The sequence below is a fragment of the Gemmobacter megaterium genome, assembly GCF_900156815.1.
Classification (GTDB): Bacteria; Pseudomonadota; Alphaproteobacteria; order Rhodobacterales; family Rhodobacteraceae; genus Wagnerdoeblera; species Wagnerdoeblera megaterium.
In genome coordinates this window covers 479961-506509 of sequence record NZ_FTOT01000002.1, presented here as the reverse complement: position 1 = coordinate 506509, position 26549 = coordinate 479961, and the positions used below count along the sequence as shown (strand labels likewise).

The 26549-nt window shown below is 65.2% G+C and carries 23 protein-coding genes; 12 read left to right on the top strand and 11 right to left on the bottom strand.

Going from position 1 to position 26549, the window contains the following annotated elements; translation table 11 throughout:
• Positions 1–256: 256 nt before the first annotated feature.
• The 4 genes from BW970_RS06915 to BW970_RS06900 form a co-directional block, all read right to left on the bottom strand.
• Positions 257–994, bottom strand: a complete 738-nt coding sequence (locus BW970_RS06915) for an NYN domain-containing protein (RefSeq protein WP_076529668.1) — start codon at positions 992–994, stop codon at positions 257–259.
• 59 nt (positions 995–1053) lie between these two features.
• On the bottom strand, positions 1054–1410 hold the full coding sequence (locus tag BW970_RS06910; protein ID WP_076529667.1) for a hypothetical protein: 357 nt from the start codon (positions 1408–1410) through the stop codon (positions 1054–1056).
• 293 nt (positions 1411–1703) lie between these two features.
• On the bottom strand, positions 1704–3869 hold the full coding sequence (gene purL / locus BW970_RS06905) for a phosphoribosylformylglycinamidine synthase subunit PurL (protein ID WP_076529666.1): 2166 nt from the start codon (positions 3867–3869) through the stop codon (positions 1704–1706).
• 428 nt (positions 3870–4297) lie between these two features.
• Positions 4298–5191 (bottom strand): LysR family transcriptional regulator, encoded by an 894-nt coding sequence (locus BW970_RS06900; protein WP_076529665.1) that lies wholly within the window; start codon positions 5189–5191, stop codon positions 4298–4300.
• A gap of 157 nt (positions 5192–5348) precedes the next feature.
• Here BW970_RS06900 and BW970_RS06895 point away from each other — a divergent pair, with 157 nt between their 5' ends.
• Positions 5349–8771, top strand: coding sequence for an indolepyruvate ferredoxin oxidoreductase family protein (locus BW970_RS06895; RefSeq protein WP_076529664.1), 3423 nt, complete (start codon positions 5349–5351; stop codon positions 8769–8771).
• A 213-nt stretch (positions 8772–8984) separates the two neighbouring features.
• On the opposite strand, the gene BW970_RS06890 is transcribed toward BW970_RS06895, so the two are convergent.
• The 3 genes from BW970_RS06890 to BW970_RS06880 all read right to left on the bottom strand — a co-directional run bounded on the left by BW970_RS06890 (position 8985) and on the right by BW970_RS06880 (position 11378).
• Complete coding sequence (locus BW970_RS06890; RefSeq protein ID WP_076529663.1) at positions 8985–9806, bottom strand: VOC family protein; 822 nt, start codon at positions 9804–9806, stop codon at positions 8985–8987.
• Positions 9807–9828: 22 nt separating this feature from the next.
• Positions 9829–10776, bottom strand: a complete 948-nt coding sequence (locus BW970_RS06885) for an aldo/keto reductase (protein ID WP_076529662.1) — start codon at positions 10774–10776, stop codon at positions 9829–9831.
• A gap of 407 nt (positions 10777–11183) precedes the next feature.
• On the bottom strand, positions 11184–11378 hold the full coding sequence (locus BW970_RS06880; protein ID WP_076529661.1) for a zinc-finger domain-containing protein: 195 nt from the start codon (positions 11376–11378) through the stop codon (positions 11184–11186).
• Positions 11379–11520: 142 nt separating this feature from the next.
• On the opposite strand from BW970_RS06880, the gene BW970_RS06875 reads away from it, so the two are divergent.
• Together BW970_RS06875 and BW970_RS06870 are read left to right on the top strand one after the other, a co-directional pair.
• Entirely contained in the window at positions 11521–13419 is a 1899-nt protein-coding gene (locus tag BW970_RS06875; RefSeq protein ID WP_076529660.1) for a heavy metal translocating P-type ATPase, read from the top strand.
• Between the two features lie 27 nt (positions 13420–13446).
• Positions 13447–14244 (top strand): purine-nucleoside phosphorylase, encoded by a 798-nt coding sequence (locus BW970_RS06870; protein WP_076529659.1) that lies wholly within the window; start codon positions 13447–13449, stop codon positions 14242–14244.
• A 9-nt stretch (positions 14245–14253) separates the two neighbouring features.
• On the opposite strand, the gene BW970_RS06865 is transcribed toward BW970_RS06870, so the two are convergent.
• The 3 genes from BW970_RS06865 to BW970_RS06855 all read right to left on the bottom strand — a co-directional run bounded on the left by BW970_RS06865 (position 14254) and on the right by BW970_RS06855 (position 16980).
• The gene (locus tag BW970_RS06865; RefSeq protein ID WP_076529658.1) at positions 14254–15072 is read right to left on the bottom strand and encodes a C40 family peptidase; all 819 of its coding nucleotides are present in this window, start codon (positions 15070–15072) and stop codon (positions 14254–14256) included.
• Between the two features lie 4 nt (positions 15073–15076).
• On the bottom strand, positions 15077–16471 hold the full coding sequence (locus BW970_RS06860; protein WP_076529657.1) for a leucyl aminopeptidase family protein: 1395 nt from the start codon (positions 16469–16471) through the stop codon (positions 15077–15079).
• A gap of 137 nt (positions 16472–16608) precedes the next feature.
• Positions 16609–16980, bottom strand: a complete 372-nt coding sequence (locus BW970_RS06855; RefSeq protein ID WP_144038896.1) for a hypothetical protein — start codon at positions 16978–16980, stop codon at positions 16609–16611.
• 141 nt (positions 16981–17121) lie between these two features.
• Between BW970_RS06855 and BW970_RS06850 the strand changes: the two genes are divergently transcribed.
• The 4 genes from BW970_RS06850 to yihA all read left to right on the top strand — a co-directional run bounded on the left by BW970_RS06850 (position 17122) and on the right by yihA (position 21263).
• Entirely contained in the window at positions 17122–17769 is a 648-nt protein-coding gene (locus BW970_RS06850; protein ID WP_076529655.1) for a carbonic anhydrase, read from the top strand.
• A gap of 211 nt (positions 17770–17980) precedes the next feature.
• On the top strand, positions 17981–19870 hold the full coding sequence (gene yidC / locus BW970_RS06845; RefSeq protein ID WP_076529654.1) for a membrane protein insertase YidC: 1890 nt from the start codon (positions 17981–17983) through the stop codon (positions 19868–19870).
• A gap of 89 nt (positions 19871–19959) precedes the next feature.
• Positions 19960–20622: an MOSC domain-containing protein gene (locus BW970_RS06840; RefSeq protein ID WP_327078214.1), complete on the top strand. Its 663-nt coding sequence runs from the start codon at positions 19960–19962 to the stop codon at positions 20620–20622.
• On the top strand, positions 20613–21263 hold the full coding sequence (yihA, locus tag BW970_RS06835; protein WP_076529652.1) for a ribosome biogenesis GTP-binding protein YihA/YsxC: 651 nt from the start codon (positions 20613–20615) through the stop codon (positions 21261–21263). The genes BW970_RS06840 and yihA overlap by 10 nt, the downstream gene beginning before the upstream one ends.
• A 91-nt stretch (positions 21264–21354) precedes the next feature.
• Here yihA and BW970_RS06830 read toward each other — a convergent pair whose 3' ends face one another.
• A complete protein-coding gene (locus BW970_RS06830; RefSeq protein ID WP_076530191.1) occupies positions 21355–22305 on the bottom strand; it encodes an L-threonylcarbamoyladenylate synthase in 951 nt (316 codons plus the stop codon).
• A gap of 114 nt (positions 22306–22419) precedes the next feature.
• Between BW970_RS06830 and BW970_RS06825 the strand changes: the two genes are divergently transcribed.
• The 5 genes from BW970_RS06825 (at position 22420) to BW970_RS06805 (ending at position 26543) form a co-directional block, all read left to right on the top strand.
• Positions 22420–24132 carry an acyl-CoA dehydrogenase family protein gene (locus BW970_RS06825; protein WP_076529651.1) on the top strand — a complete coding sequence of 571 codons (1713 nt, stop codon included), beginning with the start codon at positions 22420–22422 and terminating at the stop codon, positions 24130–24132.
• A 5-nt stretch (positions 24133–24137) separates the two neighbouring features.
• Complete coding sequence (locus tag BW970_RS06820; protein WP_076530189.1) at positions 24138–25175, top strand: MBL fold metallo-hydrolase; 1038 nt, start codon at positions 24138–24140, stop codon at positions 25173–25175.
• Complete coding sequence (locus tag BW970_RS06815) at positions 25172–25666, top strand: DUF6173 family protein (RefSeq protein WP_076529650.1); 495 nt, start codon at positions 25172–25174, stop codon at positions 25664–25666. Before BW970_RS06820 ends, BW970_RS06815 begins: the two co-directional genes overlap by 4 nt.
• 101 nt (positions 25667–25767) lie before the next feature.
• On the top strand, positions 25768–25902 hold the full coding sequence (locus BW970_RS06810; RefSeq protein ID WP_076529649.1) for an aa3-type cytochrome c oxidase subunit IV: 135 nt from the start codon (positions 25768–25770) through the stop codon (positions 25900–25902).
• A gap of 8 nt (positions 25903–25910) precedes the next feature.
• Complete coding sequence (locus tag BW970_RS06805; RefSeq protein WP_076529648.1) at positions 25911–26543, top strand: hypothetical protein; 633 nt, start codon at positions 25911–25913, stop codon at positions 26541–26543.
• The last annotated feature ends 6 nt before the right edge of the window (positions 26544–26549 follow it).

Here is a 26549-nt window from a genome sequence, read left to right as displayed (position 1 = left end):
TGGCTTCGGCGTTCCGGATCTGTTCTGATTGTCCGCGTTTGACCAGCCTGTGATCTGCTCAGGTGGCCTTCGGCGTGGCAACCGTCAGCGCGCGGCGGGGAGGTTGTTGCCCGTGGTGTCGGCTACCAGACAGTTCCTGCAGTCGACGCCAGACCAGTGCTGCAAGCGCGGTCATGCGACTTGCAGCATTATCCTGTTGATCCCGGAAATGCGGCGATGGGGGGGCGCAGCGGCCCCCCGTCGCTGCGGCGGAGCGTCAGGTCACATCGCGCGCCTGCAACTGGCCGCCGGGGCCTTGTTGCACTTCGAACCGGGGGAGTTTGCGCATCAGATCCGACAGTTTTGCCGCGCCATAGGTGCGGGTGTCGAAATCAGGGTTGGCCTGGGTGATGAACTGGCCGATCTGGCCCAGGGAATACCATTCGCCGTCGGGGTCGATCGCGCGCATCGCTGAAACGATCAACGGGATGGCGACGGTCGGCGCCTCTTTTCCACCGGGTGCGCGCGCAGGCTCCGGGGTGGCCTGCGGGGTGGACATGCGCAGGGGTTCCGAAGGCCCGAGGTTCTCGACATAGATGAAGCGCTTGCAGGCCATGCGAAAAGCCTCGGGCGTCTTCTTTTCCCCGATACCGTAGACATCGAGCCCCTGTTCGCGGATCCGCGCGGCGAGCCGGGTGAAATCGCTGTCGGACGAAACCAGCACAAAGCCGTCGAACAGGCCGGAATGCAGGAAATCCATCGCCGAGATCACCAGCCCGATGTCAGAGGCGTTCTTGCCCCTTGTATTGGAAAACTGCTGATCGGCGACCAGACCGAGGGCGGCCACCTTTTCCGCCCATTTGTTCAGCCGCTGGGCTGACCAGTCACCATAGATACGGCGAACCGATGCCTCGCCCAAGGTGGCAACTTCCTCGAAAATTGCCTCGGCATAACTGGCGGGCACGTTGTCGGCGTCAATCAGAACGCACAGGCGCGGGGCGCGGGATTCGGGCATGAGACTTCCTTCGATTTGATCGCCCTTGTGCCCGAAATTGCCCCGCGCTGGAAGCCGGATCAGGGCTGCGCTTGCCAGATCGCCTTGAGCCGGTCGGCAACGATCTTGCGCGCGTCATTGTCGCTGTCTGTGTTGTGTACAATCAGAAATGGCGCAACAAGGCCCGCCTCGATCGGGCAGATGATCAGGCCGTTGACGACCGAGCCGCGCAACCCATAGCCGCCCAGCGTCCATTCGCTTTTGCCGATGCTTTCCTTGCCGCCATGCTGCGCGAAGTATTTCTTCATCGTGGCTTCTGCCCGCGTCATGCAGGCGGATCGTTCTGCCATCGATCCAAGATCATCGACTGTCCAGCCCGCAGCAAAGACCGGAGTGGCAAAAAGGGCCGTTGCACAGGCCAGAAGAACGCGTTTCATGCTATCACCTCGTGTCAGAAGATGAGGCCACCTTAGTCAAAATAAGGGCATTGGGGCAATGCCCGTGTTCAGGGGGGGCATCGTTGCCCGCATCCGAGGCGGTTTTGGCCAGGGGCTTGCAGCATTCGGCCCGGCAGGGATGCGGTGCGATTCCGGGTGCGGATCATTGCGTTCCCGGCGCTGGCGCGACAGCCTGGGGCGATATTGATGGCGTCAGCCCTTGAGCGCGCCAGGATCGTTCTGGCCGCCGTCACGGGCAGCGGCCAGTCAGAGCCTGTTCTGGGCAGGCTGCGTCAGACGTCGCCGATCGCGGTGGCAAAGGCGCTGCGATAGAGGCGCGACAGTTCTGTCAGCGGGGCTTCGGCATTGCCCATGCGCATGTAGCCGCCACCAAATCGTCCGACCGGCTGCACAGGCACGCCCGCCGCCGATGCCGCGTCAATGAGCGCCTTGGCGTCTTCCACCGTGCAGGCGACCAGATAGCGCGCCTGATCCTCGCCGAACAGCCAGGGCAGGGCGCCATCGTCCAACGCGACGCCAACGCCCGCATCCTCCGCCATTTCGAATGCGGCCAGCGCCAATCCACCGTCGGACAGATCGGTCGCGGCGCGGATCAGCGCGCGATTGGCCCGCAGGAAGTCCCCGTTGCGCCGCTCTGCTGCAAGATCCACCGCAGGCGCATCCCCATCCTCGCGGCCCCAGAATTCCGCCAGCAAGGCCGACTGGCCAAGGTGGCCGTGGCAGGCGCCGACCATCAGGGCCACGTCGCCGGTGTCGGGTTTGCCTGCGATCAACTCGTCCAGGCTGGCCAGCAAGCCGACAGCGCCGATGGTGGGGGTGGGCAGGATGGGCTGGCCATCGGTTTCGTTATAAAGCGAGACGTTGCCCGACACGATCGGCATGTCCAGCGCGGCGACGGCGGCCCCGATGCCTTTGATGGCGCCGACGAACTGGCCCATGATCTCTGGCTTTTCGGGATTGCCGAAGTTCAGGTTGTCGGTGCTGGCCAGCGGCAGGGCGCCCATGGCGGTCAGGTTGCGATAGGCTTCGGCCACTGCCTGCTTGCCGCCCTCGAACGGGTTGGCCTTGACATAGCGGGGCGTCACGTCGCTGGTAAAGGCCAGCGCCTTGCCGGTTCCATGCACGCGCACCACGCCAGCAGGCAGGCCCGGAGTGACCAGCGTGTCGGCGCCGACCTGGCTGTCATACTGTTCCCAGACCCAGCCCTTGTGCGCGTAGCTGGGCGAGGTGATCAGCGCCTTGAGCGCATCCATCGGGTCAGCCTTGGGGATCGGACCCAGCGGCGCGGCGGCCGGTGTTTCCACCCAGGGCCGGTCATATTCCGGCGCGCTGGACGACAGTTTGGACAGCGGCAGGTCGGCTTTTATCTCGTTGCCGTGCAGGATCAGGAATCGATCCTCGGGGATGGTTTCGCCCACAATGGCGAAATCCAGATCCCATTTGACAAAGATCGCCCGCGCTTCGGCCTCTTTTTCCGGCTTCAGCACCATGAGCATCCGCTCCTGGCTTTCGGACAGCATCATCTCATAGGCGTTCATGCCGCGTTCGCGCTGGGGCACGTGGTCCAGTTGCAGCTTGATGCCCAGCCCGCCCTTGTCGCCCATCTCCACCGCCGAACAGGTCAACCCAGCGGCGCCCATGTCCTGAATAGAGATCACGGCGCCAGAGGCCATCAGTTCCAGGCAGGCCTCCAGCAGACGCTTTTCGGTGAACGGGTCGCCGACCTGAACGGTGGGGCGCTTTTCCTCGATCGTGTCGTCGAATTCGGCGGATGCCATGGTGGCGCCGCCGACGCCATCGCGGCCTGTCTTGGCGCCAAGGTAGACGACGGGCATACCCACGCCGCTGGCCTTGGAATAGAAGATCTTGTCGGCATCGGCCAGACCGGCGGCAAAGGCATTGACCAGGCAGTTGCCGTTATAGGCCGCATGAAAGCGCACTTCGCCGCCGACGGTGGGCACGCCAAACGCGTTGCCATAGCTGCCGATGCCTTCGACCACGCCCTTGACCAGATGCGCGGTCTTGGGGTGGCTGGGCAGGCCGAAGGACAGCGCGTTCATCGCGGCAATCGGGCGGGCGCCCATGGTGAACACGTCGCGCAGGATGCCACCCACGCCGGTGGCCGCGCCCTGATGCGGTTCGATGTAGCTGGGGTGGTTGTGGCTTTCCATCTTGAAGATGACCGCCTGGCCATCGCCAATATCCACCACGCCCGCATTTTCGCCCGGACCGCAGATCACCTGAGGCCCGGTGGTGGGCAGGGTGCGCAGCCAGCGTTTGGACGACTTGTAGGAACAATGCTCGTTCCACATGGCCGAAAAGATGCCAAGCTCGGTGAATGTCGGCTGGCGACCGATGATGCCCAGCAACCTGTCCCATTCGTCCGGCTTGATCCCGTGGGCGGCCACCAGGTCGGGTGTGATCTCGGGTTCGGACATGGCAGCAACTCCCATAAGCGGCGTTGCCGCGCCTCTTACGGCACAAGGGGCCAAAGGGGAAGCATCCGCAGCATGGCAAGGGCGCGCGGCAGGGATTTTTCGTGCAGCCGGGGTGCAGACTTTGCCGCAGATCGGGGCGTCGGCCAATGTTTGCGCCCAAACTTGGAGCAGTCAGGCGCATCGCCAAAAAAAAGGCCGAGCTTTCGCTCGGCCGAAGTCCAACAGGGAGGTAAAGGACAGTAAGAGAAACTCAATCACTGCCCTCGAGACAGCATTTAGGGGGCGGTGCGGCCTCGTTCAAGCGTTAAGTCGCCGCAGGCGCAGCATGGCCGATATGTGCCTTGTGCATGTCTTGCCTGAATTCTGTGCAAGTTCTTGTCGCACCTGCAATTTGTGCAGGCGCAGCAATGTTTGCAGGCGCAGAAAGATCACTCCCGAACGCTGCGCCGGTGGGCGATGACCTCATCCATGATGAAATCGCGGAAGGCCGCCACGCGTTTCGATTGCCGCAGTTCCTCGGGATAGGCGAGAAAGACCGGCACATCCTCTGATTCGACGTCGGGCAAGACTCGTTCCAGATGCGGAAAATCCGGTGTCAGATAGGCGGGCAGAATGCCTATGCCCAGATTGTTCAGAACACCTTGCAGCACCCCGAAGTAGTTGTTCACCTTCAGCGTCGAACCCGGTTCGTGCGCCAGAACTTCCTGAACCATCCGCGCCCCTGCGGCGACCTGTGCCGCGCCGGTTTGCTGGCAGATGATGCGGTGATTGCGCAAATCCGACAGGGTTTTGGGGCGCCCCCGCTCGTCCAGATACTGCGGGCTTGCGAACATCTGCATCCGAATGACCATGAGCCGCTTGCGGATCAGGTCGGCCTGGCTGGGTTCCTTCATGCGAATGGCGACATCGGCCTCTCGCATGGGCAGGTCCAGAACGCGCTCTTCCAGCATCAGGTCGATGCGCAGGTCGGGGTACTGCTGGTAAAGCGTCGCAAGGCGCGGGGCCAGCCACATGGTGCCAAAGCCGGTGGTGGTGGTGACGCGCAATTCGCCGAAAACTTCATCCTCGCTGTCGCGGATTCGCGCTGCCGCAGAATCCAGCCGCTTGGCCATGGCGTTGGTCGCCTCGAACAGCAGTTCGCCCTGTTCGGTGAGAATCAGCCCGCGGGCATGGCGGTGGAACAGGGTCGCCGAAAGCGATTCCTCCAGCGCGCGAATCTGGCGGCTGACGGCAGATTGCGACAGGTGCAGCGACTCGCCCGCATGGGTGAGGCTGCCAGCATCGGCCACCGCATGAAAGATTCGCAGTTTGTCCCAGTCCATGATGTAACTTTGTGTCTCCAGATCCGCGCCAGACGCATGACAGATATGCGCGAGCCATAACGATTGCAAATGAAAGCGGGATGAAATTTCCGCTTTGTAGGTCAGCTTTTTTGACCTATTATGGTGAAAATTGCTCGGACCGCAGGGGAGGTGCCCGATGAGCAGGCAGGATGTGTCTCTGAACGACCGTTTTGATCTGAAGAAATCGCCCGTATTGTTGAACGGCACCCAGGCGCTGGTGCGGCTGATGCTGATGCAAAAGGCGCGCGACGCGGCCGCCGGGCTGAACACCGCAGGGTATGTGACCGGGTATCGCGGCTCTCCGCTTGGCGGGGTGGACCAGCAGATGACGCGGTCCGACAAGCTGCTCAAGGCCAATGACATCCTGTTCCAGCCGGGTCTCAACGAGGATCTGGCGGCCACGGCTGTCTGGGGCAGCCAGCAGGCGGAACTGCGCGGCGAAGGCAAGCATGATGGCGTCTTTGCCCTGTGGTATGGCAAGGGCCCCGGTGTGGACCGTTCGGGCGATGTGATGCGCCACGCCAACATGGCCGGAACCTCGCCCCATGGCGGGGTGCTGATGGCGATGGGCGATGACCATACCGGCGAAAGCTCGACCACGCTGCACCAGTCCGACTGGGCGATGGTCGATGCCTACATGCCCGTGGTCTCGCCTGCGGGGGTGCAGGAAATTCTGGATTACGGGCTATATGGCTGGGCGCTGTCACGCTTTGCCGGTGTCTGGGTGGGTCTCAAGACCATGAAGGACACGATCGAGGCCACCGCCGTCGTCGATGGCCGCCCCGACCGGATGCAGTTCGTCCTCCCCGACTTTGCCATGCCCCCTGGGGGGCTGAACATCCGCCTTGCCGATACGCCCGTGGCGCAAGAGGCGCGGATGATCGACTTCAAGCGGTTTGCCGCCGAAGCCTTTGCCCGCGCCAATGGTATGGACAAGCGTGTCTGGGGCAAGCCGGGCGCAAGGATCGGCATGGTGGCCGCAGGCAAGAACTGGCTGGATCTGGTCCATGGCCTGCACCTGCTGGGCATTGATGAGGCCGAGGCAGAGCGGCTGGGCATCACCACCTACAAGGTGGGCCAGCCCTTCCCGCTGGATATGGAAACCTTTCACGACTGGGCCGAGGGGCTGGATCTGGTCATTGTCGTCGAAGAAAAGCGCAAGCTGATCGAAGTGCAGGTCAAGGAGGCGCTGTTCGACGACCGTCGCGGCCGTCGCGTCTATGGCTGGCACAAGGGCGACACATGGGAGAATGGCCGCCGGGTGGAATTGTTCCCCACCCGCTATGCGCTGGACCCGATTCTGATTGCCGAACGTCTGGGCGACATCCTGATCGAGGAAGGGCGCGGCACCGACCGTATCCGGAGCGCGCTGGCGCGGCTCGTGGAAACCCGCCGCGCCGACAACGCGCCCGAGATCGCGGCGCGCACCCCCTGGTTCTGTTCGGGATGCCCGCATAACACCTCGACCCGCGTGCCCGATGGCAGCCGGGCCTATGCGGGGATTGGCTGTCACTACATGGTGCAGTGGATGGACCGCGAGACCACCGGCTTTACCCAGATGGGGGGCGAAGGGGCCAACTGGGTGGGGGAGGCGCCGTTCTCCACGCGCGGCCATGTGTTCCAGAATCTGGGCGACGGCACGTACAACCACTCTGGCTCGCTCGCCATCCGCGCGGCGGTCGCTGCGGGAACCAACATCACCTACAAGATCCTGTTCAACGATGCCGTCGCCATGACCGGCGGCCAGCCGAACGAAGGTGGCCTGACCGCGCAGCAGATCGTGCGCGAGGTGCAGGCGATGGGGGTGAAGTCCATTGTCGTGGTCCATGACCCGAAAGAGGGGCTGGACCTGACCTCCTTTCCGCCCGGCATCACGTTCCGCCTGCGCGACGAACTTATGGCCGTCCAGAGGGAGATGGCAGAGATCACCGGCGTGTCTGCCATCGTCTATGTCCAGACATGTGCCGCCGAAAAGCGTCGGCGCCGCAAGCGCGGCGCCTTCCCCGACCCTGACAAGCGCGTCTTCATCAACACCGATGTCTGCGAAGGCTGCGGCGACTGCGGCGTTCAGTCGAATTGCGTGTCGCTGGTTCCAGTAGAAACCGAACTTGGCCGCAAGCGCGCCATTGACCAATCGTCGTGCAACAAGGACTTTTCCTGCGTAAAGGGGTTCTGCCCCAGCTTTGTCACGCTGGAAGGCGCCAAGGTGAAAAAGCAGGCGACCAAGGCGCTGGATCTGCCGGATCTGCCGCTGCCAAAGCTGCCCGCGATTGATGGCACCTGGAACATCGTTGTCACTGGCGTCGGGGGCACCGGGGTTGTCACCGTGGGGGCGATCATTGCCATGGCGGCCCATGTCGATGGCAAGGGGGCCGGCATGATGGAAATGGCCGGGCTGGCGCAAAAGGGGGGCGCTGTCCACATTCACTGCCGCATCGCAGACCGGCCCGAGGATATCACCGCCGTCCGCGTTGCCGTGGGAGAGGCCGATGCCGTGATCGGCGGCGATCTGGTGGTGACGGCCGGGGCCAAGACGCTGGGTCTGATGACGACAGGCCGCACCGGGGCCGTGGTCAACAGCCACGAGATTGTCACCGGCGAATTCACCCGCAAACCCGATTTCCGCCTGCCCGCCGACCGGCTGAAACTGGCGTTGCAGGCCCGGCTGGCTGGCAATATCGCGCTGTTCGATGCCTCGGAACTGGCGCGCGTGGTGCTGGGCGACTCGATCTTTTCCAACATGATGATGTTCGGCGCGGCATGGCAACAGGGGCTGGTCCCGCTGTCATTGGACGCGATCCGCAGGGCGGTCGAGTTGAATGGCGCCGGGGTCGAGGCGAACCTGCGCGCCTTTGACATTGGCCGCTGGGCGGTGGCCCACCCCGATCAGGCGGCGGCTCTGCTGCACCCCGAGGTTGCGGCGGATCCGGTGGATCCTGTGACGTTCCGGGCGGATCATCTGCGCGTCTATCAGAACGATGCGCTGGCGGCGCGGTATCTGGCGCTGCTGGACCGGATCGGTGATCCCGCGCTGCGGCTGGCTGTTGCCAAGGGCTACCACAAGCTCTTGTCCTACAAGGATGAATACGAGGTGGCCCGCCTGCACCTGTCCACCATGGACAAGGCGCGCGCCGAATTCGATGGCGATCTCAAACCGCGTTTTCATCTCGCGCCGCCGATCCTTGGCGGCACCGATGCAGACGGGCGGCCGAAAAAGCGTGAATTTGGTGCTTGGGTCATGCCGCTGTTCCGGGTGCTGGCCGCGATGAAAGGTCTGCGCGGCGGGCCGCTGGACATATTCGGCCGGACCTCCGAGCGGCGGATGGAGCGTGCACTGATTGCAGAGTATGAACGCGACATGGCCGAGGTTCTGGCAGGGCTTACGCCAGATCGCCTTGGGGTCGCGCGCGAGCTGGCGGAATTGCCACTGACCATCAGGGGCTTTGGCCCGGTCAAAGAGGCCAATGCGACAAAGGCGGCGGCCCGTCGGCTGGAACTGCTCGACCTGTTCCGCAAGGGCGGCACGCCACAGCCCAAGGCTGCGCTGGCCGCGTGTTGAGCCCTGCATGGCCGTTGCCGGTGCCCGGCAGCGGCCCCGATGGCCGGGGGCGTGCCTGACCGGGCGCCCCGGCTGGCGTGGATCGCCCAAGTTGGATTCGGACAGGCAGGGCAGGTGGGCAGCCCGTCATGCCGCAATATCCGGCCACGACATGTTCGATTCTGTCAGGCGCGCGTCTTCTGTGGGTGTCTGTTGCAGACCTGTCCGCCGTGCCTAGCCCACTGTCACCAGTGAGATCGGGGTGTTCCAGGGATCGGTCAGGATCAGCCTGTCCCCCACTGTCGCCACCGTCGCCCGGTCGCGGATAGCGGCGGCGCGCGTGGCATCCAGACGGATCTCGACCTCTGCCAACCCGGTCGAGGGGAAGCTGCGCGGCGCGGCGCCCCGGCTGTTCCAGATATTCGCGCCCAGATGGTGGTGGTAGCCATCTGCCGCGTAAAAGCTGGCGCCCGGATAGCGCGCTGTCAGATCCAGGCCCAGCACGCCGGAATAGAACGCATCGGCGTCGGGGATGGCCCCCGCTTGCAGGTGGACATGGCCGATGACCGTGCCATCGGGGACGCCTTGCCATGCCTCTCTCCCCGCGGCGCTGGCCACAAGGGCGGGTATGTCCAGCGGGTCGCTGGCCATCTGCACCTCTATGCCCCTGCGGGTCCAGGCCTCGCGCGGTCTGTCGGCATAAATCTCCACCCCGTTGCCTTCGGGGTCGGTCAGATAGAGGGTCTCGCTGACCAGATGGTCCGCAGCGCCGTCCACGCGGGTTTGACGGGCAGCGGCATCGGCGACCCACTGGCCCAGACTGGCCCGGTCAGGCAAAAGGAACGCGGTATGGAACAACCCCGCCTCGTTCCGGTCGCGCATCCGGGCCGCTGTGTCGCGGCGCAGTTCCAGCAGCACGGTGTCTCCCGCACCATACCATGCGGTTTCCCCATCGCGCCGCAGCAGGTGCAGGCCGACCGCCTGTTCATACCATGCGCCCACCTTGTCGATGTCCCGCACCACAAGGGCAACGCGCCCCATGCTCAGACCTGCCATGTCGGCCCCCTTTCGGGCGGGGTCAGGCCCCCGCCGCTGTCAGTGTCGCCAGATCGTCGGCGTCCAGGTGCAGCCTTGCGCCGCGCGCCAGGCTTTCAAGCTGTGTGACCGAGGTGGCCGAGGCAAGCGGCCCCACAACGCCGGCCTGTGCGGAGACCCATGCCAGCGCAACCTCGGCCTGGGTTGCGCCGGTGCTGGCTGCCACCTTGTCCAGTGCCGCAAGGATCGCCATGCCCTTGTCGGTCAGGTATTTCTCGACCCCCTTGCCGCGCTGGCTTTGGGCCAGATCCTCTGCGCTGCGGTACTTTCCGGTCAGAAATCCCGACGCGAGCGAGAAATAGGGGATCAGGCTCAGCCCTTCACGCAGCACGATTTGCTGGACGGCGCCTTCATAGGCGCCGCGGTTGTACAGATTGTATTCGTTCTGCACGGTCTGATAGCGCGGCAGACCCTTTGCCTCTGATACTGCCAGCGCCTCGGTCAGCAAGGCCTCGTCATAGTTGGAGCAGCCGATCCAGCGCACCTTGCCTGCGGTGATCAGCCGATCATAGGCTTCGAGCGTTTCCTCTTGCGCGACGGTCGTGTCCGGCCAGTGGCTTTGGTAGAGGTCGATATAATCGGTTTGCAGACGCGACAGCGAGCCTTCTACCGCCTGCATGATCCATTTTGCGGACAGGTCGCGCTTGCCCTGACCGATGTCGGACCCGACCTTGGTCAGCACATGCACCCGGTCGCGGTTGCCGCGCGCCGCCATCCAGCGGCCGATGATCCGCTCGCTTTCGCTGTCATTGCCGGGAACCCAGCGCGAATAGACGTCGGCGGTGTCGAGTGCCGTGAAACCGAGGTCCAGAAAGGCATCGAACACGGCAAAGCTGGTTGCCTCGTCTGCGGTCCAGCCTGCGGTGTTGGTGCCCAGCACCAGCGGGGCAATATGGAGATCGGTCTGGCCAAGTCGGCGAAGGGGGGGCATGTTGGTCTCCTGCTGCGGCCAGTCGGGATATCCTGTCTGGCAATCTGGTTACGGCGTTTCGCGGTGGCCGCCCATTGCGGATTTTCGCACAGGCCATTGCATCTGGTGCAGAGTGCCCACCGTCAGGCTGGCCGCGAGGGGCGACCCATGGGGAAACCTATGCCAATCCTGACGCTGCGCAACCTCAGACAGCCGTATGTGCCGGCTGCGTGCCCTGCGCCGTGCGGCCTGTCGGTGTGTGATCTGCCGAATGCAGAACAGACCGGGCGGGGCGGCCGGTTTTCCGGTTGCGCGGCTCTGGTTCGGGCCAGGCGGGTGGGCGCCCGGCACACAGCCGGAAATCGGTCTGACGGCCCGCCCGGCGGGTCCAACCACGTTGACCCATGGGCAACGGTTCGGACGCCCGATCAGGCGGCCTTGCCAGCCGCGCTTTCGTGAACGTACCGCTTGTCACAATAGGGACAATCCACCCAGCCGGTTTCCTCCGGGATCACCAGCCAGACGCGGGGATGGCCAAGCGCCCCTTCGCCGCCATCGCAGGCCACCTTCCAGCGGGCGACGGTTTCGGTTTCTGGTGCGGCATGGGTGGGCTGGGCGGTCATCTCCGGGCACTCCTCGGGCGTCATTTTGCCGCGTATTCTAGCGTATGGCAGCGGCAGGGCAAGGCGACTTCGGCCCTTGCAAACCCGGTGCGGATGGCCAAGGCTGGTGATCACCCAGTGCCCCAAGGTGCAAGGCAACAAAATGCTCCTGTCGTCCGACCGGGTCGGCCTTTGGCTGACCGTGATAACCGTAGGCGCGACACTTGGCGGGCTCGCCGCGCATTGGAGCGGGGCAGGTCAACTGGCGACCCTGTTCTGGATCGCGGCCTATCTGGCCGGGGGAATTCCCAGTGGCCTGTCCGCCGCGCGGGCATTGGTGGTGGACCGGGTGCTGGACATCGACCTGCTGATGGTCGTCGCGGCCATGGCCGCCGCAGCCGTGGGCGCCCCGATGGAAGGGGCGGTGCTGCTGGCACTGTTTTCGCTGTCGGGCACGCTGGAACACCGCGCCATGGGTCGTGCGCGACGGGCTGTAGAGGCGCTGATGCACCTGCGCCCCGAATCCGCCTTGCTCCGGCGCGGGGCAGAGGTGGTCGAGGTCGCATCGGCCAGCCTTGTGGCCGGTGATGTGGTCGTGCTGCGCCCTGGTGCGCGCGTGCCGGTGGATGGCCGGGTTGTGACGGGCAGCGGGTCGATGGACGAATCTACCATCACCGGGGAATCCCTGCCTGTCACCCGCGCGCCCGGCGATCAGGTGTTCGAGGCGACGGTGAACCTGACCGGCGTGCTTGAGGTGCAGGTGACGCGACCGTTGTCCGACAGCACGGTCGCCCGCATGATCCGGTTGGTGACAGAGGCCCAGGCCGCGCGGGCCCCGTCGGAACGGTTCAGCGACTGGTTCGGCCAGCGGTATACGGTGGCGGTCCTGGTGGGGGCAGTCTTGGCGCTGGGCATTTTCCTGGCGTCGGGCCATCCGTTCGACACCGCACTTTACAAGGCCGCTACGCTGCTGGTTGCCGCCAGCCCCTGTGCAGTGGTGATCTCTGTGCCGGCGGCAATTCTGTCGGCGCTGTCCGCCTCTGCGCGCGGCGGGGTGTTGTTCAAGGGCGGCGCGGCACTGGAAACCCTTGCCGCAGTGCGCGGCTTTGCCTTTGACAAGACAGGAACGCTGACCACGGGCCAGGCACAGGTGCGCCGGATTGCCGCAACGGGCGACGAGGGTGCAATGCTGGCCCTGCTGGCGGGGATCGAGGCGCAGTCCGAACACCCCATCGCCGCTGCGATCCGGGCCGAGGCTATCGCGCGCGGGTTGGTGCCTGTGGCTGTGGAGAATGTGACGGCCCATCCCAGCGAAGGGCTGACCGCCGATGGTGGTCTGTGGGCGGGAAACCGGCGTCTGATGGCCCGTATGGGGGCGAATCCCGAGGCGGAGGGGCTGGCGGGCTTTGACGAGGCATCGGAGACGGTTGTTTGGCTGGGGCAGGGGGCCCGGGTGCTGGGCGCGGTTTCGGTGGCCGACCGCCCGCGCGCCAGTTCCGCGGCGGGGCTGGCGGCGCTGCGGCAGAGTGGGGTCCGGACGCTGGCCATGATGACCGGCGACCGCCGCCCTGTGGCCGAGCGTATCGGCGCCGAATTGGGCCTGCGCCCCGAGGAGATCCATGCCGATCTGCTGCCGGATGACAAGGTGGCATTGATCGCGGTGATGGCTGGTCAGGGCAAGGTGGCCTTTGTCGGCGACGGGGTGAATGATGCGGCCGCGCTGGCGCGCGCCGACGTGGGCATCGCCATGGGGGCCGCCGGATCCGAGGTGGCGTTGCAGGCCGCGGGCGTCGCGCTGATGTCCGACGACATGACCCGGCTGGCCGAGGCGCATCGCCTGGCCCGCCGCACCGCGCGCATCATCCGGCAGAACCTGATCTTCGCCATTGGCGCCATGCTGGTGCTGGTGACGGGCGCCCTGGTCTGGGATCTGCCGCTGCCTCTGGCGGTGATCGGGCACGAAGGGGGCACCGTGCTGGTGGTGCTGAACGGGCTGCGCCTGCTGGCCGATCCGATCCGCCGCCCGTCAACGGGGGCTGGCAAAGCCGCCGCCATGACGTAGAACGGCACAAACAGCAGGAGATTGCCCATGTCAGCCGCCGAGGCACTTGCCATCATCAATGCCCGTACCGGAGGCGCCAAGGTGCGCCTTGGCCTGATCCTTGGTTCGGGCCTTGGTCATCTGACCGAAGCGGTGCAGGGCGTCGCCATCGACTATGACGACCTGCCGGGCTTTCCCCATGCGGGGGTCTCGGGCCACACACGCAAGCTGGTGGTCGGCACGCTGGAAGGGGTGCCGGTGGCTGTGTTCGGCGGCCGCGCGCATTACTACGAGGAAGGCCGCGCCGATGCGATGCGCCTGCCGATCGAGGTGCTCAAGGGGCTGGGTGCCGATACGCTGATCCTGACCAATGCCGCCGGATCGTTCCTGCCAGAAAATCCGCCTGGCGCGCTGATGCTGATTGCCGATCATATCAATTATTCCGGCCGGTCGCCGCTGATCGGGGAGCCCACGGATGCGCGGTTCGTCAACCTGACCAACGCCTATGACCCCGCCATTCGCGCCGGGCTGAAGGCGGCGGCCAAGGCCGAGGATCTGCCTCTGAACGAAGGTGTCTACGCCTGGTACTCTGGTCCCAACTTCGAAACTCCGGCCGAAATCCGCATGTTGAAACTGCTGGGTGCGGATGCGGTGGGCATGTCGACGGTGCCCGAGGTGATCCTGGCGCGCTTTTATGGCCTGACCTGCGGGGCGGTGTCGGTGATTACCAACATGGCGGCAGGCATGAGCGACGAAAACATCAGCCACGAACATACCAAGGCCAGCGCCCCGATGGGTGCCGCCAAGTTGGAGCGTATCCTGCGCCGGTGGCTGCGGACGCTGTAAGCGGCCGTTTCAGCGCAGGCGGCGCCGGTGTGTCACCGGCCCGCCCCCTTGCGCCATGATACGCGACACCGCCTTGTGCAGCGGTTCGCGCACCACCGACATGTAGGCGGCCGTGGCGTGGATGATCTCGTCCACATCTGACACGATGGCGACGTGACCCTTCCAGAACACCAGGTCGCCGGGGGCCAGCGCATCTTCGGCCACCTCCGCGCCGGCGGCGGCCTGAAGATCGCTGTCGCCGGGGCAGGCGATGCCGCAGGCCAGCATCGCGCCCTGCGCCAGCCCGGAGCAATCCAGCCCCGAGGCGCTGTTGCAGCCCCACAGATACGGCACGCCCAGGAACCGCGCGGCCACCGCAACCGGATCGGCATCATGGTCGCCGTGCGGGCGCAGATGGGCCAGCGGGACAAACCCTTGCGGCGTTTCCACGAATTTGCCGCCAACGGACAGCACCTGCACCTGGGCCCCGAATGGCAGGGTCAGCGTTTCGCGCGCCTGGACGCGGGGCTCGGGGTAGATCTGGCTGAACAGGCTGGTGACGCGGTGGGTCACGGGATGATCGGGGCCAAGGGCGCTCTCTGAAATCCAGCCGCAATACCCGTCCTTGTCCGCGCGGACATAGGCATGACCGTCGCGCCGGTCGATCACGCACATCCTGTCGCCCCACAGCACCTGACGATCCCTGGCGCCACCGGGGCTGCGGTTCAGATCGGCGAGCGGCCAGACCACGCGGGCGGGTGTGCCGTCTGTATAGCCGTCGGCCTGGACCTCGCCTTGCAACGAACTATGGGCGATGCGGCCGGAAAATGGCGTGGTGCGACGATCCATGATGTTACACCCCCAACACGGCGGGCAGGGCGGCGAACAGGGCGCGTGCGCCCTGGCCGACACCCCCCTTGGGACGGGCGGGGGCATCCGAGATCTGGTTGCAGTAGATGTCGAAATGCACATAGCGCGGCGCATCGGCAAAGCGGCGCAGGAACAGTGCCGCCGTGATCGACCCGGCCATGCCGCCGCCGGGCGCATTGTCCAGATCGGCGATGCCAGGCTCGATCTGCGGCTCATAGGCATCCCAGAAGGGCATACGCCACACCGGATCACGCACCCGGCGCGCGGCCTGGTCCAGCGCCTGCGCCACCGTGTCGTCATCGGTATAATAGGGCGGCAGATCCGCCCCCAGCGCAACGCGTGCCGCCCCGGTCAACGTCGCCATCGTCACCAGCAGGTCGGGCGCGTCCTCACAGGCCAGCGCCATGGCATCGGCCAGCACAAGGCGCCCTTCGGCATCGGTATTGTTCACCTCGACTGTCAGGCCCTTGCGGCTTGTCAGAATGTCGCGCGGGCGCATCGCATTGCCCGAAACCGCGTTCTCCACCGCCGGGATCAAGACCCGCAGCCGCACCGGCAGGCGGGTGGCCATGATCATCTCGGCCAGCCCGATCACCGTGGCCGCCCCGCCCATGTCCTTTTTCATCAGCAACAGTCCAGAGGCGGGTTTCAGGTCCAGGCCACCGGTGTCAAAGCACACGCCCTTGCCAACCAGCGTCACGCTGGGGCCGCTGTCGCCCCAGCGCAGGTCCAGCAATCGCGGCGCGCGGGGGCTGGCCCGTCCGACGGCATGGATCATGGGTAGGTTCTGCGCCAGAAGATCGTCCCCCAGAATGCAGGTCAGTCGGGCGGCATGACGTTCGGCCATGGCGACGACCGCGGCTTGCAACTCGGCAGGCCCCATATCGGCGGCAGGGGTATTGATCAGGTCGCGGGTCAGCGCCTCGGCATTGGCGATGACCTCGATGCGCCGGGCATCACAGCCGTCGGGGGCGACAAGTCGTGCGCCGGGGGCCTTGGTGCTGCGGTAGCGGTCGAAGCGGTAGCCTGCCAGCAGCCAGCCAAGCGCCGCCTCGTCGCGCTCTTCTGCGGTCAGATCTCCCTTCAGGGTCCAGACCCCGGCAGGCAGCTTTGCGGCCGCACGGGCGACGGCAAACCGCTGCCGCGCGCGGGCTGTGGCATCGCCCAGCCCCATGACCGCACCTGCCACGGCACCGCCATCGCCTGCCAGCAGAACCGGATCGCCTGCCGCGCCAGTCCATCCTTGTGCCTCCAGCCAGGTTCGTGCAGCCAGGGGCTGCCCAGCAAGAAAGTCCCCGGCGTCTTCTTGCCGGACCACATGCAAGGGCAGTGCGTCGGCATCGGCCGGGGCGAACGCAAGGCGGTGCGGGTCGGTCATGGCGGATCCTCCTGTTGAGGTCAGCCTATCCCTCTCATCGGCAGCCGCAAGGGGCGGTCGCGCGGATGCATGGCTGTCATGCGATCGTGGTAAGGTGACGATTCGCTTTCACCAGCCGCGCGCCTAGTTTGGCTGCGTCAGATGCTGTTCCAGTTGCCCGTCTGCGCCTGTTCGGCGCTGCGGGACAGCCGCGCCCAGGTGGCGGACAGGGCCGTCGGATCGGCGCGTTCCAGACAATCGGATACATCGCCCGTGATCCGGGCCACCGTGGTCAGGCCCAGATGATCCGCGATCCGCCGCATCCGCCGCAGGCTGCGGGAAAAGCCATCCAGATCGCGCGCGACATAGTGCAGGCGCAAGTCTTCATGCACGTCGGCCAGTTCCGCCATGGCGCGATCCAGCAGGGCCTGCACCTCGGCCCCGCCAAGTTCGGCATACAACAATCCGATCCGCGACGGATCAAGCCAGATCCGTTCGCGCGGACATAGATACGTGACCAATGCAGCCACGGCACCCTCCACATCATTCCCGTTCACCCGGCGGCAGAATGTGGGGTCATGCTGAAGAATCCGTTTCGTCGCATCGCAAAAATATCTCGAATTCTTCCATCCCGCATCCTATGTGAACACCCAGGCAAGGAGAGACCTCAGATGAACATGGCCCGCCCCCTTCCCAGTTATCTTATCCAGCGCTTTCACGGTTGGCGCGCGACCACATGGCAGGACAACAAGGCCTGGTACCGAAAGCTGGCCACGGGGGGGCAGCATCCCCGCGCCATGGTGATTTCCTGTTGCGACAGCCGGGTGCATGTCACCTCGATTTTTGGCGCGGACGAGGGCGAATTCTTCATTCACCGCAACATCGCCAATCTTGTTCCGCCCTATCAGGCCGATGGCGAGCCGCACGGCACCTCGGCGGCGGTGGAATATGCCGTGACCGCGCTGAAGGTGGCGCATGTGGTGGTGCTGGGCCATGCGAACTGCGGTGGCGTCAAGGGCTGCCACGACATGTGCAGCGGCCATGCGCCCGCGCTGGAGGAAAAGACCAGCTTTGTCGGCCGTTGGATGGACATCCTGCGCCCTGGTTTCGAACGTGTCTCCCATCTGCCGGAAGGTGATCGGCTGGGCGCGCTGGAGAAAGAGGCGGTTCTGGTCAGCCTGGAAAACCTGATGACCTTTCCCTTCGTGCGCGCGGCGGTCGAAACCGAGGAACTGACGCTGCATGGCCTGTGGACCTCTACCGGCGAAGGAACGCTGGAGCAGTACGAGCCCGAACTCGGCCGGTTCGTGCCGGTGTGAACCGGCGCTTGCCGGGCAGGCAGGCGGGGGCGTCGTTCCCCGCTGCCACGGGGGGCCGAACCCGCGGCGAATGGTGGCAATACCGCCGGGATGACTGGCCAGGGGCAGAAGGTTGCCGGTTGTTACCGGGCCGGGCGGCGTTTCCGCTTGACCTTTCGGTCCCCGTTCTGTTGAACCGCGCTGACCAGAATTGGCAGGTAGCCCCCCCATCATGAACGATCAGAACAAGAACCTCATTCTTGCGACGGCGCTGAGCTTCCTCGTGATCCTCGTGTGGTTCGTCCTGTTCCCGCCCGAGCAGCCGGCGGTGGACCCGAACGTGCCCGTGGCTGCCGCGCCCGAAGGTGCGGTCCCTCCGGCGCTGACCGGGCCGGGCGCCACGGCGGCGACACCCGAAACAGCGCCGGAAACGGCCCGGATCGCGGTGGAAACCCCGCGGCTGACCGGATCCATCGCGCTGACCGGGGGGCGGCTGGACGATCTGAGCCTGCGCGACTACCGCGAGACCGCCGAGGATGGCGCGGATATCGTGCGTCTGCTGCGGCCCATGGGTGGGGCGAATGCCTATTATGCGCTTTATGGCTGGGCGCCGGGCGGCAATCTTGCCGATACCGATGTGCCGGGACCGAACACCGAATGGTCGGTGGCCCAGGGCGATACGCTGGCACCGGGCAAGCCTGTGGTGCTGGAATGGGCGAATGACAAGGGGCTGACCTTCCGCCGCACGATCGCGGTGGACGACAACTTCATGTTCTCGATCACCCAGTCGGTGACGAACACGGGTACCGAAGCGGCACGTCTGGCCCCTTATGGCCTCGTCGCCCGGCATGGACTGCCCCAGGATCTGGAGAATTTCTTCATCAGCCATGAAGGCACCATCCAGATGGTGGATGGCCGCCTGACCGAGCTGGATTACTCCGACATCCAGGAGGCCGCAGTATCGCCAACCGAAGGCGTGCCGATGGTGACGGCGCAGGCCGCCGCCTCGGGATGGTTGGGTTTTGGTGACAAATACTGGATGACCACCCTGATTCCGGGGGCGGACCAGACCTTTGCCGCTGTGCAGAAGTATTTCCCCTCGCGCGATGTCTGGCAGACCGAAACCCGCATGGCCGCCGTTTCCGTCGCGCCGGGTGAGACGACCACCGTCGAAAGCCGCCTGTTCGCGGGCGCCAAGGAATGGGCGCTGCTGCGGGAGTACGAGAATACCCCCGGCTTCATGTCGCGGCTGTTCGGAACCGAGGTGAACGCAGCGGCCCAGCCGGTGCCCGGCCTGATCGACGCCATCGACTGGGGTTGGTTCTTCTTTCTGACCAAACCGATCTTTGCGCTGCTCCACTGGCTGAACGCGATCATCGGGAACATGGGCTGGGCGATCATCGCGCTGACCTTCATCCTCAAGGCGTTGGTGCTGCCGCTGGCCTACAAGTCCTACGTCAGCATGGCGCGGATGAAGGAATTGCAGCCCGAGATGGAGGCGCTCAAGGAGCGCGTCGGCGACGACCGCCAAAAGATGCAGCAAGAGATGATGAAGCTGTATCGGGACAAAAAGGTCAACCCGGCCGCCGGGTGCCTGCCGATCCTGTTGCAGATCCCGATCTTCTTCAGCCTCTACAAGGTGATCTTTGTAACCATCGAACTGCGCCATGCGCCGTTCTTCGGGGTGTTCAACGACCTGTCGACACCGGATCCGACCTCGATCTTCAACCTGTTCGGGCTTTTGCCCTGGGCCTCCCCGGACCCGACCTCGTTCCTGGCGCTGATCTTCATCGGCATCCTGCCGATCCTGCTCGGGCTGTCGATGTGGTTGCAGCAAAAGCTGAACCCGGCCCCCACCGACCCGGTGCAGGCGCAGGTCTTTGCCTGGATGCCGTGGGTGTTCATGTTCATTCTGGGCGGCTTTGCCAGCGGCCTGGTGGTGTACTGGATCACCAACAACATCATCACCTTCTCGCAGCAATATGCGATCATGCGCAGCCATGGCCACAAGCCGGACATCTTTGGCAACATCAAGTCCAGCGTGAAGCGCAAGCCCAAGCCGGATCCGGCGGCCAAACCCGCCAACAAGCCGAAGGCACCTGAAAAGGCCGGCAAGAAATGACGGCCCGGCTGGCCCTGATCTGCCGGCATCCGTTGAAGGGCCACGGACGCGAGGAACTCGCGTCCGTTTGCCTTTCCGCCGGGCAGGCCATGCCATGGGACCGTGTCTGGGCCGTGGCGCACGAGGCGGCGCGTCTTGATCCCGCAGGCGGCTGGAGCCGCTGCGCCAATTTTGCCCGCGGCGCCAAGGCCCCGGAACTGATGGCGCTGGAAAGCCGTCTGGACGAGGCGACGGGCCGCCTGACCCTGAGCCATCCCGAACGGGGCACCTGTGTGTTCCGGTTGGGCGACGAGGCGGAAATGGCCGGGGCAGTCGCGTGGTTGCGGGCTCTGAACCCGCCCGATCGCGCGCAGCCCGCGCAGATCGTCACCGCCCGCCAACCCCTGACGGACAGCGACTGGCCATCGGTCTCCATCCTGTCGCTGGACCGGCTGGAGGTGCTGAGTGCGCATATGGGCATCGAGCTGTCGCCGCACCGCTTTCGCGGCAATCTTTGGGTCAGGGGCTGGGCGCCCTGGCAGGAGACGGATCTGGTCGGGGCCGATCTGGACGTCGGCCCGGTGCGTTTGCGTATCCGGGAACGGATCACCCGTTGCAAGGCCACAACGGTGAACCCCGCGACAGGAAAGGTCGACGGGGATACGCTGCGCGCGCTCGACACGCTCTGGTCCGAGCAGGAGTTCGGCCTCTATGCCGAGGTGATCACGAACGGCGCTGTCGCCGTCGGGGACGAGGTGCGGATATGCAGCTGACCTTTCCGCTGGCTGCCGAGCCCGAGGAATTCGCCCGCGAAAAGGGGCGCCTGCTGTTTGCAGGGCCGGTCGATTTCGTCAAAGGCGTGGTGGCCATGCCGGGCCTGCCACCTGCGGATCGTGTGGAGTTCTGCTTTGCCGGCCGTTCCAACGTGGGAAAGTCAAGCCTGATCAACGGTCTGACCGGGCGCAAGAACCTGGCGCGCGCCTCGAATACGCCGGGGCGCACGCAAGAGATCAACTATTTCGCGCTAGGCGAGTCGTTCTACATGGTCGACCTTCCGGGCTATGGCTATGCAGAGGCGCCGGTGGCGGTGGTCGCCAAATGGCAGGCGCTGCTCAAGCAGTATCTGGCCGGGCGCGCGACTTTGCGTCGGGTGTTCGTGCTGGTTGACATGCGGCATGGGATCAAATCGGTCGATCAGGAGATCCTGACGCTGCTGGACAAGTCCGCCGTCACCTTCCAGGTGGTCCTGACGAAGGCAGACAAGGTGAACCTGGCAACCCGGCAGGCAACCATCGCGCAGGTTCAGGCGGCACTTTCGAAACATCCCGCAGCCTATCCAGAGATCATCGTCACCTCGTCCGAGAAGGGCGAAGGGCTCGAAACGCTGCGCGCCATCATCGCCGGTCTGGGCTGATCCTCCGGCCTTTGCGCTGATTTTGCTATTCCGGGGCGGTTGCGCAATGCGAGCGGGCGCTGCCCCCCAGAGTATCTGGACCAGCGAGACTTCAGCCGCGCGGTGCCGCAGCCCGGATCAGGCGGTCATTGATGGCGAGGCCGAGGCCGGTCAAGGGCACCGGCGCAACGGCAATGTGGCCCGCAGGACCGGCCAGTGCGTCGGCCTGGCGCAGGATGTCGAACAGGCATGTCGCCGCCTCGGTCACGTCGCCCGAAGCCGAGAGCGAGAGCGCGGCGCCAGGGCATGGGCCAAACCCGATCCAGATCTCGCCCGCGTTCGGGGTGGTGACGTTCAGCCGCAGCGCCGCATCGGGCGCGTAATGCGAGGCGAGCTGTCCGGGTGCCAGGGGGCGCGCGGCATCTGCGGTGCGGCTGGGTGTGTGACCCAGCACCAGTTCCAGCGCCTCGATGGGGATACCGCCGGGGCGCAGCAGTCGGGCCGGGGTGCCGGGCGCAATGATCGTCGATTCGACCCCGACCGTACATGGCCCGCCGTCCAGCACCGCCGCGATGCGGCCCGAGAGGCCGTCAAGCACATGGCGGGCCGTGGTGGGGCTGATCCTGCCAGAGGGATTGGCGGATGGGGCGGCAAGGGGCAGTCCGGTCGCCCGCAGAAGTTGCTGCGCCACAGGATGCGCGGGGATGCGAAGCGCCACGCTGCTATGGCCCGCGGTGACATGCTGGGACAGTCCGGCACCTGCGCGCAGTGGCAGAACCAATGTCATCGGTCCGGGCCAGAAGGCATGGGCCAGCCTGCGGGACTGTTCATCGAACACGGCAAGCTTTTCGGCTGCCACAAGGTCGGGGACATGCACGATCAGCGGGTTGTGGCCAGGGCGGCGCTTGGCTGCGTAGATACCCTGGACCGCGCTGTCGATGGTGGCAGCCCCGCCAAGGCCGTACACCGTTTCAGTCGGGAACGCGACCAGCCCGCCATCCTTCAGAATGGCGGCAGAGCGGGCGATGCCATCGGCATCGGGCAACAAACGCAGGGTGGTAATCATATCTGACGCGGCGTATCGGTTGCGGGTGCGCGGGCAGGCGGTAACATTTGCGCAAATGTCCCGTGCCACAGAGCGGCCGCGCCTGCAAGGCGCCAGCCAACCGGAGGAACCATGCCCTTTCGTGCCCCGATCACCGAATACCGCTTTTTGCTGGACCATGTCGTCGGCTTTTCGCAGGTCGCCGCGACCGATCTTTTTTCCGAGGCGACACCGGATACTGTCGAGGCGATCCTGAATGGTGCCGGAAAGTTGTGCGACGAGGTGTTGGCCCCGTTGCAGCGCCCATCCGATTTGCAGGGCGCGCGGCTGGAGAACGGCATCGTCCGGACCACTCCCGGCTTTGCCGAGGCCTATGGCCAGATCGCCGAAGGTGGCTGGGTGGCGCTGTCGGCGGGGCAGGATCACGGTGGGATGGGCTTGCCGATTGCCCTGACCTCTTGTGTCAATGACATGATGGGGGCGGCCTGTCTGGGGCTGCAACTGAATCCGCTGCTGACGCAAGGCCAGATCGAGGCGCTGGAACATCATGCCAGCCCGGAGTTGCAGGCACTGTATCTGCCCCGGCTGATTTCGGGCGAATGGACCGGCACCATGAACCTGACGGAGCCGTCGGCCGGGTCTGACGTGGGTGCGCTGCGCAGCAAGGCCGAGCCGAATGGCGATGGCACCTATGCGGTGTCGGGCCAGAAGATCTTCATCAGCTGGGGCGATCATGATTTCGGCGGCAACGTCTGCCATCTGGTGCTGGCGCGCTTGCCCGACGGTGCGCCGGGCACCCGCGGGATCAGCCTGTTTCTGGTGCCCAAGCTGATTCCCGATGAAAACGGCAACCCAGGCCAGCCCAATTCGCTGCGTGTGGTCAGCCTGGAGCACAAGATGGGCCTGCATGGCAGCCCGACAGCGGTGATGGAATATGACCGCGCGACCGGCTGGCTGGTGGGCGAGCCGCACAAGGGTATGGCCGCGATGTTCACCATGATGAACAATGCCCGGCTGGGTGTTGGTATTCAGGGGATTTCGGTCGCCGAGGGCGCCTATCAACATGCGCTGGCCTATGCGATCGACCGCAAGCAGGGCAAGCCGATCACCGGCACGACCGGCGCCATTGTCGATCATCCCGATGTGCGCCGGATGCTGGCGGGGATGAAGGCGGAATTGTTCGCCGCCCGCGCCATCGCGCTGGCCAATGCCGTGGCAATCGACATGGCGCGCGCCACGGGGGATGCCGAATGGTCCGCCCGCGCGGCCTTGCTGACGCCGATCACCAAGGCCTATGGCACGGATACCGGCATTGCCGTCGCGCAGACAGGCATTCAGGTGCATGGCGGCATGGGCTTCATCGAAGAGACCGGGGCCGCGCAATATTTGCGCGATGTGCGGGTGACGGCGATCTACGAAGGGACCAACGGCATTCAGGCGGCTGATCTGGTGGGCCGCAAGATGATGGACGGAGGCGAGGCAGCGTTCCGCCTGCTGCAAGAGGTGCAGGACGGAGCCGAGGCCGCCCGCACGCATCTGCCCGAACTGGCGGGCGAGGTCTGGGATGCCGCCGAATCGCTGCGCGAGGGGACCGAGGCGCTGGTTGCGCAGGACATGGTGGACCGGCTGGCCGGATCCGTGGCCTATCTGCGCGCCTTTGCGCTGGTGCTTGGGGCGCATTTCCACCTGCGCGCGGCAATTGCCGACGCCGGGCAGGGCGCGCGCGCCGCATTGGCACAGGTCTATATCCGCCGCCAGTTGCCGCAGTATACCGCGCTGCTGGCGGAAATGCGGGATGGGGCGGCGGCCCTTTATGCCCTGAGCCCCGAGGATCTTGCAGCGTGACCGATCTGTCGGCGGCTCAGATCCGCTTTCCGTTTCCCGATGCGCCAGTGCCGGGCACTGCGACCGAACTGGCCGAAGGCGTGCTGTGGATGCGTATCCCGCTGCCTTGGGTGCTGGACCATGTGAATGTCTATGCGCTGGATGATGGCGATGGCTGGACCATCGTCGATACGGGGGCGGATTTCGGGCGGTGCCGCAAGACGTGGGACATGCTGCTGGCGGGGCCGCTGGCCTTTCGTCCGGTTCGCAGGGTGGTGGTGACGCATCACCATCCCGATCACATCGGTCTGGCAGGCTGGTTTCAGGAACAGGGTGCAGAACTGGTCACGACGCGCACCGCCTGGCTTTATGCGCGGATGCTGACGCTGGATGTCGAGGACCGGCCCACCCCTGAAACGCTGGCCTATTGGCGCGGCGCGGGCATGGCGCCCGAGATCTATGCCAAGCGCGCGGCGGAGAAGCCGTACAACTTTGCCGATGTCGTGGCCCCCCTGCCGCTGGGATACAGCCGTATCGTCGAAGGGGATACAATCCGGATGGGCGGGCGCGACTGGATTGTCCGCATGGGCGACGGGCACGCCCCCGAACATGCGACCTTCTGGGAAGTGGGCGGCGACCTGGTGATCGGCGGCGACCAGATCCTGCCGGGCATCTCGGCCAATATCGGGGTTCATGCCTCGGAGCCGCTGGCGGATCCGCTGGCGGAATGGATGGCGGCCTGTGCCCGGCTGCAACCCCATGTCACCGACCGGCAACTGGTGTTGCCAGGGCACAAGCTGCCGTTCAAGGGGCTGCCGCATCGCCTGCGCCAGATGGTGGACAATCATCATGGTGCGCTGGAGCGGCTGCGCGCCCATCTGGCGCGGCCGCATACCGCGTGCGAGTGCTTTGTGCCCTTGTTCGGACGCGAGATCACGGGGGATGCCTATGGTCTGGCGATGGTCGAATCGGTTGCGCACCTGAACCATCTGCTGAAACTGGGCGAGGTCCGCCGCTGGCGCGGCGAGAACGACGCCTGGCTTTGGCAAAGGATACAGACATGACCACAGACGACATCATGACCGCAGCAGAAGTGCACGAAGCCTCGGCGCTTGACTGGATGCGCGGCCTTGCGCGGTGCTCGTCTGCGACCGAGTCCATGCCGATGGCCGAGCAGGAGCCGCTGCCCGAAGCCATGACCCGAGAACCGCCAGAAACGAAAAGCCCGGCCCGCTGGGCCTATGAGCGGATTCTGTTGTATCTGCGCAATTTCGAAAGCCAGCTGGATGGCGAACACGAGGTGGCGCTTGGTTTTGCCGGATCCGATGCAGGTGTCTTGCGGATCGAGGGGCTGGGATTTTTCGATCCCGATATCCTGACATTCTATGGCGAGGACGAAACCGGGGCGCGGACGCAGTTGATCCAGCATGTTGGCCAGTTGAACGTGATGCTGCGCGCGGTGCGCAAGGAAAGCCCGCCCAGCGAGCCGCCGCGCCGCATCGGCTTTCGGCTGGAGGAGGCGCAGACCTCGCCGATCTCCCCAAGCACCGCGTGAGGATGAGATTCGACCGTCAGGGGAACGCGCTAACGCCCCGTGACAGCGCCGGATGAATCGGCTAGACCGACTTTGAAAACGCGAACGAGGGAGCCGAGAGCATGGCCGAACACAAGCATGGCAGCATGGATATCCGCGTACAGGAAAAGACCTTTGCCGGCTTTATCCGCTTTACCAACTGGGTTGTCGCGCTGGTGATTGTCCTGTTGGTCTTCATGGCTCTTGTGAACGCCTGACCGTGCCAGTGAAGCAGGGTATCGCCGCAATCGCCATTGCGGTTGCGCTTTCGGGATGCGCTGGTGAGCGTGTATGGGCCCCGGACGAGGCTGTGCAGGCCGCGCGCTATGCGCCGGGTGGTCAGCCTGAACTGATGTTGATCACCTCGATCAACGACAGATCCGGCGAAGGCGCGCACAGCGCGCTTGTGATCAACGCCTCCGAACGGGTGCTGTTCGATCCTGCCGGAAACTGGGACAGCAGATACGCACCGGAACGCAACGATGTGCGCTATGGCTTTACCCCGCAGATGCAGGCCAGCTATTTCGCCTTTCAATCCCATGGCCCCTATCACGCCGTGATCCAGCGGATACCCGTTTCCGGCGAAGCTGCCGAACTGGCGCTGCAACTGGCCAAATCCAACGGGCCGGTCCCCGATGCATTCTGCGCCTCTGCCACATCGGGGATCTTGCGTCAGTTGCCGGGGTTCGGGAATGTTACAAGCACGATGTTCCCCCGCCGCCTGATGGAATCCGTCGCCGATATGCCGGGCGTGCAGACCACGGTGGAATTCGGCTCCCCGGACGAGGCCGATCCCAACCGCGTGCCGAAGATGTCGCCGGTCATCGTCGCGGCGACAGGCATTCGTCCCGGCGCCTGATGCCGG